Genomic DNA, 11,376 nt, shown 5'->3' on the forward strand with positions numbered 1-11,376 from the left:
GGTTTTTTCTGTCCTCTCCGTTAATGTGTAAACGAGTAGTTCAACTGATGTAGAAAGGGGAAACTCGGTGAATTTTATAAGCGATCGCTTCGCTTCTTCAAGTTGTCCGTGTCCTCTTCATTCAAACGTGAAAATATCAAATTTCATTTTACATTAATGATGATAATGCTACGTATTACTGTGGTAAAAATTCGTTCGTGTAGACTTTCGTTACATCGATCTCTTTATCCAGCAATTTCTTGCTGAACATCCAGTCGGTGTAGTTCTTCCACACCTCTTCCTTTTGTTCGCCCCAGCGTGGTGCATCATCTTGGTATTTCGGGCTGAGCCATTTTTGGCTTGCCAGTACTAATTCCTTGTCCAGATCAGGCACGGCTTTGATCAGAATGTTCGCTGCTTCTTCAGGGTGGTCAATGGCATATTGATACCCTTCAGAAGTGGCCTTTAGGAAAGCTTTCACCAGTTCAGGGTCTTTCTGAATCGTCTGTTCGTTGGTTACGAGGACAGGGGTGTAGTAGTCCAGCGCTTTGGCATAATCTTTCACATACAACATGTCAATCGGTTCTCCGCGTAATTCCGCCTCAATTCCCGTCCAGGCATAGAAAATCCACGCAAAGTCGATGTCCCGTTTCACAGCTGTGAAGAAGTCTGCATCGCCCATGTTAATGTTTTTGACTTTGGATACGTCAGCACCTTCGCCCTCCATAATGGATTGCATCACCGCTTCTTCTACTGGGGAACCCCAACCGCCATACGTCTTACCTTCAAAATCTTTAGGCGATTTGATCTTGCGATCCATCGGCGCTGCAAAACCGGACGTATTATGCTGAATAACTGCGGCAATCGACACAAGCGGAACGTCCTGCGTACGCGCCTGAGTGACACTTTCCTGATAACTGACGCCAAACGGTACCTCACCTGAGGCAACCATCGTATCTGCTCCACCAGCACCTGGCTGTACAATCTCGACGTTGAGACCTGCTGCTTTATAAAAACCCTGATCCACTGCGGCATACAGACCAGTATGATTCGTATTTGGAGTCCAGTCGAGCACAACCTTCACATCTTTCGGTGCAGCACCGCTGTTCTCATTCGTTTTCTCCGAACTGGTCGTACCGTTCTGTTCAGCCGGAGCGGCTTCTTTGCCACCACATGCAGCCACGGTAACCAACAGTACACACATGAGTAACATTCCCATCGTTTTGCGCCATTTCATTGTGATTCTCTCCTTCGGTATGTCCGGCCGGATGGCACGGGGTACTCCTTGGCTTCATATCCAATCCCTTTGCATAAATCGACGAATTTATACTTGCGGGTTATCCGAATAACGTCATTTTTCTGTTTCTGCATGTCAAAAGAAAACAAAAAAAGCGCCCCGTAATCCGGGACGCGTGCAGGCGTGAGAGAGTGGCGTTCAGCCTATGGCTGTGCCGTTGCAATATACTCCGATTCCTACGCTGGCATGATCCAGATCAGGTCTAAGGGTTAGTATCTTGGTGGGATACACTCTCAGCCGGCCAATTCCGACTCCCCTGGGAAACTATGAAGTTACGGGCATTACTAGGTGTAATTATAGGCCAGTGACAGGATTGTGTCTAGGGCGTATCTTGAAACCTGCTGAAGTGTATCTTTTTTCGCCCCTTGCTACGTCGCTTCCCCTTGATGTGCCCCGGCACGTCTGCGGTAAACTTCCTTGCTTGGAACGGAAATCCGGCAAAGTCTGCTTTCTTCAGCGTTTTCAGACACACCCTACATAAGTTGGACTAAAAATATTTTTCACAGAATGTTCACTTATGTGAAGGGATTCCAATTGTCTATAATGATCCAAGTTACAGAAAGGATGAGTATATTGCCAGTAAGCAAGAAAGAACAAGTGATTTTTGGACTTATGATGTGTACAGGAATGGTCGTAGTAATGATGACCTTCAATCTTTGGCATACGGGGATGTTAAGTCAGATGTCCGTGATGCAGATGCTGTTTCAATTTTTGATCTGTTTTGTCCTGGCATTTTTGGTGGAGTCGTTCATCGTAGGACCCGTAGCGAGACGAATTGCGTTTTCCATCCCATTTGCAAAAACCAGTAAAATCAAAGGTGTAGTTACCATGTCAATTTTTATGGTCATTGGTATGGTTTTGGTCATGTCTCTATATGGTATCATTACTGCCTATGCAGTAGATCGGTTAGATGGAGTATCCGTGTTCAGTGCGTATCTTCACACGATTGCTCGTAACTTTAGTCTGGCTTTGCCGTATCAGTTAATCGTACTCGGGCCGCTAGTGCGTTATGTGTTTGGCAAGTTGTTTAAAGGACAAGCGGCGGTGGTGTCCGTTTAACGAATCGTTTAAATAACCTAACTGAAGGAACAGTTAGATTTGTTTTTAAGTAAAATAAATTGTTTTTTTAAATTTGCTTCTCTTCATAGTTATATCCGGGCAATAAGGGAGTTCGACTAAACGTATCAGATTCTTATTTACTACGAAAACCCATGCATAGACGTTCAGGCGATAGTTTGATTGCACTAATATTGTTAAAGGGATCTTATAAGAAAACTCCCCATACATTCCAGGTTTCTATTTACTGTACATCTGGAATGTGGGGAGTGTGTTATAAGTTAAAAGACTCTAATTCTGAAAAATCAGAAATTATTTTAATGTAAACTTTATTTTTATAATCTTTTTAGCTGGTTCTAAAGTAAGCTATACCATAAAAAATACCAACAATGACGACTGCTAAAACCAAAGTCGTTATTATACCACTCTTTAAAGAACTTCCCTGAGCTTGACGAGCCATTTCTTCTGCTCTTCGTTTGGTAGCTTCATCCTCGGAACCATTTAGATTATTTGGTTTCATATTCATAAAGTCACAGCTCCCTTCAGTAGATATAATTTAGCATATTTACTATGATATATGCAGCTAATGCAAGGTTCCTGTGAATTCCGGAAATTCTCCAAAGACGTAATGATAGCTCATAATGTCTTTTTATCGTTCTTTCAAATCCCCAAGCATTCTTCTTCTGTTGTCCTCATTGTAAGTACTCTATATTTTCGTCTTTTTTTCTTCCAAATACCTCTATATCGTAGGCGTAATAATTAATGATGTTAGTTATAATAAAATAAGAACATACGTTCCGTTAATTTCTGAATCTTGTTAATTTATATTTTTACAAAAAGAGAGGAGATTCTATGACCCGTGAAAATAAGGCACATTCATTTGATATTTCAGATGGGGAGAAACGATTTATTGGATACGTCTCTAGTATGCTTCATTATAATTCCATTCATTTTGATAAAAAAATAAGGAAGATCAATGAACGTTATGCTTTGGTTTTGGAGGATATGGAAATAAGAGATGAGGTCTTGATGACCGAGACCGATGTTGCATTTGGATCAATAGTTGGAATATTAGAAGAACAGATCAGTGATCCATTCTTATATGCTGCATTCCTTCGTCTAACAGCTCGCGAAAGAGAAATTATTAACTTGTCGATCTGTAAGGTTCTACGTGATACGGAAATTGCTCTTATCCTTGGAATTTCACAGCAAAGTGTCTCTAAGACAAGAAAAAAAGCTTTGGAAAAACTAAGAACAGCTATCATGCATAAGGGGGGACAATTATGAATGAGACGTGGGGAGAACTCATCAGAAAAGCGAAACAAAATAATCCAGAGGCACTAATGGAGGTGATTTACCGATTTGAACCCAAAATCAAAAAATCTCTGTGCCAAACAAATGTCCAGAATCGTGAAGATTTGAAGCAAGAGCTGATTCTACAATTAATTGAAGTTGTCAATAGATTTGAGTTGGAATCACATAGAGAAATGAGAGGAGCCTAGTGTATTATCTTTCTAGAACAATTGCTTTAATGGTGTTTGCTGTGGTTCCAAATTAAGTATAGAATCTAAACAGACGAGATAACAAGTCAATCAGTGATATTGATGATGCGAAAATTCTAAGGTGTTATTCTTATAACAACAATGATAATACATAAATCCATATAAATGCTAATGTTCGCTATGATTCTGGCGAACGGATGGGTAGAAAAACAGGTTCTCAAAACACCAGGTTGCAATGTAGTGCTGTCTTCATATATACTGAAAGACACAATTACAGATCGGACTATGCCGTTGAAGAGAATCCAACTCGGAGGCGTTTTCGCCAGGGAGCGAATTGAAATTTTCCCAAGTTAACCGGAACCGCCCGTTATCGCGGACCAAGAGGCTGAATCAGGAGGTTTGAACCGGTTCGGCAAGTTGGGTGGCACCGCGAGCAGAGCGCTCCTCGTCCCAAGGGATGAGGGCGCTCTTTGTATTTTTTTAGCCAAAGGAGACGGTGACCATGTTAGATATGAAGTGGGTTCGGGCACATGTGGAAGAGGTTCAGGAGGCAGCAGACGGGAAAAAAATCAAGATCGATATTACTGTTCTGATCGAACGGGATGACGAGCGCAAAGCGCTTTTACAGCACACGGAAGAGGCACGTCGTCGGCGCAATGCGCTGTCTGCGGAGATCGGAAAGCTAATGCAATCGGGTGAACGTGAACAAGCAGAGACCATGCGGGCACAGGTAAAAGAATTGAATGAACAGCTGGATCAAGAGGAAGCCAAGCTGGCGGTAATACAGGAGGAAGTAACCAGATTGCAATGGCTGGTACCCAATACCGTGTCGCCAGATACACCTGTTGGAAGTTCGGATGCAGACAATGTAGAGCTACGGCGGGTAGGTGAACTTCCCGTGTTTGACTACGATACAAGAGATCATGTCGAGCTTGGAGAGATGCACGGGCTGATCGATATACCACGTGGCGTGAAAATCGGTGGAACGCGCAGCTATGTGCTCAGGGGGGCAGGTCTGTTACTACACCGGGCGGTACAGCAGCTCGCACTGGATCTGCTGATGGAGCACGGATTCACTCCGCTGGAAGTTCCGCTCATGGTTCGGGAGGATGCCTTGGTGAACACGGGGTTTTTCCCGACAGGCCGGGATCAGGTGTATGAGTTGCATGGTGAGAACAAGTGGCTTGTTGGCACATCGGAAGTACCGCTCGTTTCGTATTATGCGGATGAAGTGCTCGACGTGAAACAGCCCGTAAAGCTGGCTGCAGTATCGACATGTTTCCGCAGTGAGGTAGGTTCGGGCGGACGTGACGTTCGCGGTCTGTACCGTGTGCATCAGTTTGCCAAAGTAGAGCAGGTGATCCTGTGTGCGCCGGATGCGGCAGAATCGGAAAAGATGCTGCAGGAAATTACAGGGCATGCGGAGGAGCTATTGCAGATGCTGGAACTGCCGTATCGTGTGGTGGCGGTATGTACTGGGGATATGTCGCAGAAAACCTACAAACAGTATGACATCGAAACCTGGATGCCAAGCCGCGGAGCATATGGCGAGACCCATTCGTCATCGAATCTGCATGATTTTCAGGCTCGTCGCTCGAACATTCGCTGTGTTGACGAGGACGGCAAGCTGGTATACTGCCATACCCTCAACAATACAGCCGTAGCTTCGCCGCGCATCTTGATCCCATTGCTGGAAAACCATCAGCAGGCTGATGGAAGTATTTATATTCCGGTTGCCCTACGTCCTTACATGGGCGGGGCCGAACGTTTGATTTTGCCAGAGCATGAGCAGGGTGAATAGAAGGAATACACGTGATGTCGATCTAAGGAAATAAAGAATAAACCAATAAAGAGGAGCCTTTATCGGGTTCCTCTTTATTCAAATATATGCTGCTTCATAAGCTTTTCTTTATACCATTGGTATTTTTCTATATTTCTGGCGTTTGTATACGTTCCATGGTTCACCTGTATTCTTAACGCAGCTTCCATTCACGCTCGTTAATAATTTCAATCCTTCCGGATTGGAGTACCTTTTCAAAACGATTGCGGGCTGTTTTCATCAGTAAGACCATCTCATCTTCTGAGCGTACCTTTGTGGATCATACAATGAAAATCATAAAATGCTCCTATCTATCCTACTTGTCATTTAAGTTTAACCACCTTAAGTCCGATATAAAGTATAGTGGATAGTAAAATATTAGGCGATAAGAGAAGTTAAACGATTGCATGATGGGAGATGGAGACTGGATATGAGTAGATTAAACTGGACATTGAGAGGCATGCTTGCTCTGATTATTGCACTCACAGTTGTCGTGCCTACGTCAGTTTGGGCAGCAACAGGTGATGTCGTCTCAATGGAGATTTCAGGTAGCAGTCCGCAGAAGATGAATGTGGGGGAGACCGCATCATATCAGGTGATGGCTACAGTTGAAGGTTTGGAACAGAAACAGGATGTTACCGGGGGAGTAACCTGGTCCACTAGTAATCCCACTGTTCTCGCAATCACAAAGGGGAAAGTTAAAGCGATTGCAGCAGGTGAAGCAACGATTGTTGCTCAAGTGAACGGAGTTAAAACACAGGTGGTCGTTCAGGTGCAGGATAAAATCAAAAGTATCAAGGCTTCACCCAGTGCGTACACGTTTGTAAAAGGAAACGAAGGCACGCTCCCCAAAGTAAATATCACGCGTGCCAATGGTAAGCAGGAGGATGTTACATCCGACATCGTATGGACCATATCGGGTAAACTCGCTGTGATCGAGAACGGAAAGGTTAAAGGTGTTACTCCTGGTAAAGTGATTCTGCAAGGGAAATATGGATCAACTATCGTTAAAGTACCAGTAACCGTCACCGATATTATCACCAAGATTGCTGTTACACCTGCAACGATTCAGTTAACTATCAAGAAGTCTGCCCCACTTAAAGTGATGGGAACGTATTCTAACGGTAAGACGGTTAATTTATCCAAATCCATTATATGGACATCATCCAACCCTGGTGTGGCCGCAGTGAAGAACGGTGTGGTCAAAGGGATGAGCGAAGGACAAGCCACCTTGACGGGCACATATCAGGGTCAGACCATCACTGCGGCAGTCACCGTAGTGCCTACGCTCCAAAAGCTGATTGCGGGTCAGAAGAGTCTGGTTTTATCTCCGCAGTCTAGCACAACACTGGGTGTGATAGCTCAGTATGATACAGGGAAAACCACGCTGGTAACGGGAAGTGCGGTGTGGAGTAGTTCCAAACCGAATATCGCCACTGTAACTGGTGGAAGAATCGTTGCTGTTGCTAAAGGGAAAACGAGTATTACGGCCAAATGGGGCAATAAAAAAGTGACGATACCTGTAACGGTGAAATAATCATTAAAACAATACGTCTTCTTGCCACATGAGGCATTGAAGCAAGGTGAATCCTGTTGGAAGCCTGTTACATATCAATATCAGATCGAATTGAATCCATGTATACTAAGAGGGAGGCGTACTTATGCGCCTCCTTTTTGAACATAGAATACAATTTATAAGGAGAGTGTTCATAGAAATGACGGATCATATGAACCCTGACAATTGGCCTGCATGGGCCACGGAACCTGTAGAAGTTGTAGAAGCTAACTCCGCTTGGAGTACGCAGGCTGAGGAAGAAATTGCGCAGTTAAGAGAACTTTTGAAGAACCTGGATATACATACATTCGAACATATTGGGAGCACATCCATACCTGGTTTGTCTGCCAAGCCAATTATTGATCTGATGGGGAAGGTGCAGTCCTGGGATGATATGGGTCTGATTGCCGAACGGTTGAACCCTGTAGGCTGGAATTATGTCCCGCCTGAGCTGGATGGCCGGGAATACAGACGATTCTGGGTCAGAGTTAAAGATGGAAAACGAGCTGTGCATCTGCATCTCATGTGTCCAGGTGAGGAACGTTGGGAGCGGCAGATTTGTTTTCGGGATGTACTGAAATCTCGGCCGGATTTGGTGAAGGCCTACGCCGAACTGAAAATCAAGCTTGCAGATGAGAATAAAGACGACAGAGAATCATATACCACCGCCAAAACTGAATTCATCTTAAAGGTTCTGGATGGACGGCTGTGAAGCTTCAGGTTGGGAAGTTCATTAAAAGCAGAGCATTATACCTCATCGCCGTGATCATTACGATGGCTGCAGGACTGGCTTCAAGAACATATGGAGAACACTTGCCACAATGGATGCATGAGCATTTGGGGGATGCGCTTTGGGCAGGTATGATCTATTTAGGTATACGTATGTTATGTATCCACTGGAGTCGTGCTAGAGCTGTATGGATAAGTGCTACATTCAGTTGCATGATTGAATTTTCCCAGTTGATTCAAGTGCCTTGGCTGAACGAGCTGCGTTCGACGTTGTTGGGAGCACTGATATTGGGCCATGGATTTCTAGTCATTGATCTCATCCGATACCTCATCGGCATTTTATGCGTTTATCTTATAGACCGATTTATCCTGACTAGACTAATGCGCCTATAGAGTCAATTCATAAATAGGAGGTACATGGAATGAATATCGATAAACTTTTTGCAGCATCTCCTGAGTTTGAAACGGAACGGCTCCACCTCAGACTTCTTACGATGGACGATCTCGATGAGTATTATGCGTTTGCGTCCGACCCGAAAGTTAGTGAGCAAAGCTTGTGGCAGTGCCATCAGACCAAGGAGGATTCCATGGGTTATCTGGAGCGGGTTTTGCGAAACTATGAGCAAAAAACGGTATATCTCTGGGCTTTTGTGCTGAAGGAGACCGGTACGCTGATTGGAAGAGGGGGTATCTTCCATCTGGATGAATTCATGCAGAGTGGTGAACTGGGATATGCCATCGGCAGCACCTATTGGGGTAAAGGACTTGCCGTGGAAGCGATGCAGCCTGTCGTCAATTACTGCTTCGAGCAACTGGATTGTAACCGGCTGGAGGGGAAATGTAATGCGGGCAATATTGGATCTGCGCGTGTGATGGAAAAGCTGGGCATGGTGCAGGAAGGTTTGCTGCGCAAGCAATTGAAAATTAAAGGCGTATTTACCGACCAGAAATTGTACGCTCGTATCCGGGATGATCTATAATAGTTGATTAACACGAGCTGTCTTACACAGCGACGACCAAGGAGGAAGAGTCTATGATCTACAGTATTATTTCCCGTTCAGTATGGGAGGAAGTATCCAAAGGAGACACATATGCACCAGAGAGTTTAGAAACGGACGGCTTTATTCACTGTTCCACTGCAGAGCAGATTCCGTGGGTGGCTGGACAGTATTATGCAGGACGTACCGACTTGTTGCTGCTCGGGATTGAAGAGAGAACGTTGAAGGCAGAGTTGGTCTATGAAGATTTGTATGAATTGAACGAGTTGTTTCCACACATCTATGGAGAGTTGAATCTGGATGCCGTAAGTAAGGTCTTGAACTTTGAGCCAAATGCAGATGGCACGTTTTCTTTCCCGGCATAACTTTATGAAATGGGGGTAAGACGGATGGACATGAATCAGACTTTTTTGGAAACGGCGGAGAAACAGTTTCTTTACTATAAGCAGCTTGGTGAACGCGCAATGGAGCAATTGGAGACGGAGCAGCTGTTTCAAACGTGGAACGAGGACACCAACAGCATTGCGGTGATTGTGAAGCATTTGTGGGGTAATATGCGGTCCCGCTGGACGGATGTGCTAACAACGGATGGAGAGAAACCATGGCGTGAGCGGGACGCCGAGTTCGTGGGTGATCTTCATACGCGGGAAGAGTTACTTGCTAAATGGGAAGAGGGCTGGGACTCTCTGCTGGGAGCACTGCGTTCGTTTACCCCGGATCACATGTCTCAGATCATATATATTCGGAATGAGGGCCATACCATTATGGAGGCGATTATGCGGCAGTTGGCGCATTATCCGTATCATGTGGGACAGATTGTTCACACGGCCAAAATGTTGAAAGAAACGTCGTGGGATAGCCTATCTATTCCCAGAAACGGTTCAAATACGTATAACGAAGGCAAGTTTTTGAAACCAAAGACCAGAAAACATTTTACAGAGGACGAGCTTGAATGAGCTTTAGAGAAAAGAGGGATTACAAGCGATGACACAAATTGCGTTGATACGTCACGGCAGTACGGCATGGAATAAAGAAAAACGTTCGCAGGGACAGACGGACAATCCGCTTGATCAGGAGGGCAGAGAACAGGCGGCTTTGCTGGCGGCGAGGCTGGCAGAGGAATCCTGGGATGCCATCTACGCCAGTGACTTGGAGCGGGCAAGTGAAACGGCTCGGATTATCGGAGATCAGCTTGGTATTCAGGAGATTCATCTCGATCCGAGATTACGCGAAATGGGCGGAGGTCAGGTGGAGGGCACAACAGAAGAGGAACGTGTGGTGAAATGGGGAGCAGATTGGAGTTCGCTCGATTTAGGAAAAGAGCACCCGGACGCAGGTGCTTCCCGTGGGAAAGCGGCGTTAGAAGATATTCTTCGGCAGTATCCGAATGGTCGAGTCATTGTAGTGAGTCATGGGGCTGTGCTTCGTAATACGCTGCGGTCACTGGTGCCTGAATTGGATATTAGCGTGAAACTGGGGAACACCTCCATTACACGGGTGAACCATCAGGATCAGGCATGGCAGTGCGAATTGTACAATTGCAGCCGGCATCTGGATCTAGGGAAAGGAACACTGTAAATGGACGCAAGTACATTAAAACAGAAGCTACAGCAGCTTTGTGCAGTGGATTTTGCCGCAGATCAGGTAAAGCAACCCTATGAATTGGCACTGCATATGATGCAGCATATTGGTAATCCAGACCCAGTGCTGCGAGACGAGCTTATTTACGTTACGCTGGCGACATGGATTGGTCAGAACGTTTTTTCGGATGAACAGCTTAAGAATTTGCTGGATATAGCATTGGATGATGCGCATCTTTTCTATAGAATCGGGGAGCAGGGAACAGACAGTGTATTCACGCGAACGTTTTCTGTGTTGATCCTGCCGCCGATCCTGGGCATCGACCGTCAGCGTTCTTTCTTACGGCGGGAAGATATGGTACGGATTCAGGGGAGTTTAATCACTTATCTAAAAAGTGAACGGGATGTTCGGGGTTACGTAGAGGATAAAGGGTGGGCGCACGCTCCGGCGCATGCCGCTGATGCGGTTGAGGATTTAGCTCAATCACCGTATCTCGAAAGCGCAGAATTGCTGGAGCTTTTACATGCACTCTCGATAAAAGTAACGGAGTCGAGCAGAGCGTACATCTATGAGGAAGATCAGCGTATGGCTCAGGCAGCGGTGACGATTCTGAGTCGCAATCGGATAGAGCAGGCAGAGCTTGCGGCCTGGACTGAGTTGCTTCAGACGGAAAGAAACGGAGAGGTTAAGGACGATAAAACTTTACAAGAAATCAGTCAAATGAGCTTGAATATCCGAATGTTCATGCAGTCGCTTTATTTTGCTATACGAGAGAAAGAGGCTGAACCGTTTCCGGCGGTTCGTTCACTGCTGTTGAGAGCACTAGACGGCAGAGGCTAGAAACTTGACAAGAGGAGGGA

Annotated in this window: 14 protein-coding genes and 1 riboswitch; of the genes, 12 read left to right on the forward strand and 2 right to left on the reverse strand. The window is 45.4% G+C overall.

The genetic code is table 11. The annotated features are described in order from the left end of the window. Positions 1-175 precede the first annotated feature (175 nt). Positions 176-1,216, reverse strand: a complete 1,041-nt coding sequence (locus tag AB4Z30_RS12905; protein WP_441926877.1) for an ABC transporter substrate-binding protein — start codon at positions 1,214-1,216, stop codon at positions 176-178. Positions 1,217-1,431: 215 nt separating this feature from the next. Beyond that, positions 1,432-1,544: riboswitch (TPP riboswitch) on the reverse strand. Positions 1,545-1,849: 305 nt separating this feature from the next. Between AB4Z30_RS12905 and AB4Z30_RS12910 the strand changes: the two genes are divergently transcribed. Continuing rightward, complete coding sequence (locus AB4Z30_RS12910) at positions 1,850-2,335, forward strand: hypothetical protein (RefSeq protein WP_441926879.1); 486 nt, start codon at positions 1,850-1,852, stop codon at positions 2,333-2,335. A 343-nt stretch (positions 2,336-2,678) separates the two neighbouring features. Here the strand turns inward: AB4Z30_RS12910 and AB4Z30_RS12915 are convergent, their stop codons facing one another. Continuing rightward, on the reverse strand, positions 2,679-2,858 hold the full coding sequence (locus AB4Z30_RS12915) for a hypothetical protein (protein ID WP_441926881.1): 180 nt from the start codon (positions 2,856-2,858) through the stop codon (positions 2,679-2,681). 326 nt (positions 2,859-3,184) lie between these two features. Between AB4Z30_RS12915 and AB4Z30_RS12920 the strand changes: the two genes are divergently transcribed. The 11 genes from AB4Z30_RS12920 to AB4Z30_RS12970 all read left to right on the forward strand — a co-directional run bounded on the left by AB4Z30_RS12920 (position 3,185) and on the right by AB4Z30_RS12970 (position 11,356). Next, the gene (locus tag AB4Z30_RS12920; RefSeq protein WP_441926883.1) at positions 3,185-3,619 is read left to right on the forward strand and encodes a sigma-70 family RNA polymerase sigma factor; all 435 of its coding nucleotides are present in this window, start codon (positions 3,185-3,187) and stop codon (positions 3,617-3,619) included. Beyond that, the gene (locus AB4Z30_RS12925) at positions 3,616-3,834 is read left to right on the forward strand and encodes a helix-turn-helix domain-containing protein (RefSeq protein WP_441926886.1); all 219 of its coding nucleotides are present in this window, start codon (positions 3,616-3,618) and stop codon (positions 3,832-3,834) included. The genes AB4Z30_RS12920 and AB4Z30_RS12925 overlap by 4 nt, the downstream gene beginning before the upstream one ends. A gap of 502 nt (positions 3,835-4,336) precedes the next feature. Then, the gene (gene serS, locus AB4Z30_RS12930) at positions 4,337-5,635 is read left to right on the forward strand and encodes a serine--tRNA ligase (RefSeq protein ID WP_441926888.1); all 1,299 of its coding nucleotides are present in this window, start codon (positions 4,337-4,339) and stop codon (positions 5,633-5,635) included. A gap of 448 nt (positions 5,636-6,083) precedes the next feature. Further along, positions 6,084-7,190, forward strand: a complete 1,107-nt coding sequence (locus AB4Z30_RS12935; protein ID WP_441926890.1) for an Ig-like domain-containing protein — start codon at positions 6,084-6,086, stop codon at positions 7,188-7,190. A 178-nt stretch (positions 7,191-7,368) separates the two neighbouring features. After that, a complete protein-coding gene (locus tag AB4Z30_RS12940; protein ID WP_441926892.1) occupies positions 7,369-7,920 on the forward strand; it encodes a GrpB family protein in 552 nt (183 codons plus the stop codon). Then, on the forward strand, positions 7,917-8,330 hold the full coding sequence (locus tag AB4Z30_RS12945; protein WP_441926894.1) for a DUF2809 domain-containing protein: 414 nt from the start codon (positions 7,917-7,919) through the stop codon (positions 8,328-8,330). The genes AB4Z30_RS12940 and AB4Z30_RS12945 overlap by 4 nt, the downstream gene beginning before the upstream one ends. Before the next feature lie 29 nt (positions 8,331-8,359). After that, complete coding sequence (locus AB4Z30_RS12950) at positions 8,360-8,917, forward strand: GNAT family N-acetyltransferase (RefSeq protein WP_441926896.1); 558 nt, start codon at positions 8,360-8,362, stop codon at positions 8,915-8,917. A 53-nt stretch (positions 8,918-8,970) separates the two neighbouring features. Further along, on the forward strand, positions 8,971-9,300 hold the full coding sequence (locus AB4Z30_RS12955; RefSeq protein ID WP_090918766.1) for a DUF952 domain-containing protein: 330 nt from the start codon (positions 8,971-8,973) through the stop codon (positions 9,298-9,300). A gap of 24 nt (positions 9,301-9,324) precedes the next feature. Continuing rightward, complete coding sequence (locus AB4Z30_RS12960; protein ID WP_441926899.1) at positions 9,325-9,891, forward strand: DUF1572 family protein; 567 nt, start codon at positions 9,325-9,327, stop codon at positions 9,889-9,891. 28 nt (positions 9,892-9,919) lie between these two features. Further along, positions 9,920-10,513, forward strand: a complete 594-nt coding sequence (locus AB4Z30_RS12965) for a histidine phosphatase family protein (RefSeq protein WP_441926901.1) — start codon at positions 9,920-9,922, stop codon at positions 10,511-10,513. Then, positions 10,514-11,356, forward strand: coding sequence for a DUF2785 domain-containing protein (locus tag AB4Z30_RS12970; protein WP_441926903.1), 843 nt, complete (start codon positions 10,514-10,516; stop codon positions 11,354-11,356). Positions 11,357-11,376: the final 20 nt, after the last annotated feature.

Origin of the sequence: Paenibacillus sp. 2TAF8 (assembly GCF_052114825.1) — a bacterium.
In the GTDB taxonomy this organism is placed as follows: domain Bacteria; phylum Bacillota; class Bacilli; order Paenibacillales; family Paenibacillaceae; genus Paenibacillus.

Excerpts from the sequence above, each read along its gene's own strand:
- serS (WP_441926888.1), top strand. The coding sequence starts at position 4,337 with ATGTTAGATATGAAGTGGGTTCGGGCACATGTGGAAGAGGTTCAGGAG.
- AB4Z30_RS12915 (WP_441926881.1), bottom strand. The coding sequence starts at position 2,858 with ATGAATATGAAACCAAATAATCTAAATGGTTCCGAGGATGAAGCTACC.
- AB4Z30_RS12950 (WP_441926896.1), top strand. The coding sequence starts at position 8,360 with ATGAATATCGATAAACTTTTTGCAGCATCTCCTGAGTTTGAAACGGAA.
- AB4Z30_RS12925 (WP_441926886.1), top strand. The coding sequence starts at position 3,616 with ATGAATGAGACGTGGGGAGAACTCATCAGAAAAGCGAAACAAAATAAT.
- AB4Z30_RS12940 (WP_441926892.1), top strand. The coding sequence starts at position 7,369 with ATGACGGATCATATGAACCCTGACAATTGGCCTGCATGGGCCACGGAA.
- AB4Z30_RS12970 (WP_441926903.1), top strand. The coding sequence starts at position 10,514 with ATGGACGCAAGTACATTAAAACAGAAGCTACAGCAGCTTTGTGCAGTG.
- AB4Z30_RS12935 (WP_441926890.1), top strand. The coding sequence starts at position 6,084 with ATGAGTAGATTAAACTGGACATTGAGAGGCATGCTTGCTCTGATTATT.
- AB4Z30_RS12965 (WP_441926901.1), top strand. The coding sequence starts at position 9,920 with ATGACACAAATTGCGTTGATACGTCACGGCAGTACGGCATGGAATAAA.
- AB4Z30_RS12905 (WP_441926877.1), bottom strand. The coding sequence starts at position 1,216 with ATGAAATGGCGCAAAACGATGGGAATGTTACTCATGTGTGTACTGTTG.
- AB4Z30_RS12920 (WP_441926883.1), top strand. The coding sequence starts at position 3,185 with ATGACCCGTGAAAATAAGGCACATTCATTTGATATTTCAGATGGGGAG.
- AB4Z30_RS12960 (WP_441926899.1), top strand. The coding sequence starts at position 9,325 with ATGGACATGAATCAGACTTTTTTGGAAACGGCGGAGAAACAGTTTCTT.
- AB4Z30_RS12955 (WP_090918766.1), top strand. The coding sequence starts at position 8,971 with ATGATCTACAGTATTATTTCCCGTTCAGTATGGGAGGAAGTATCCAAA.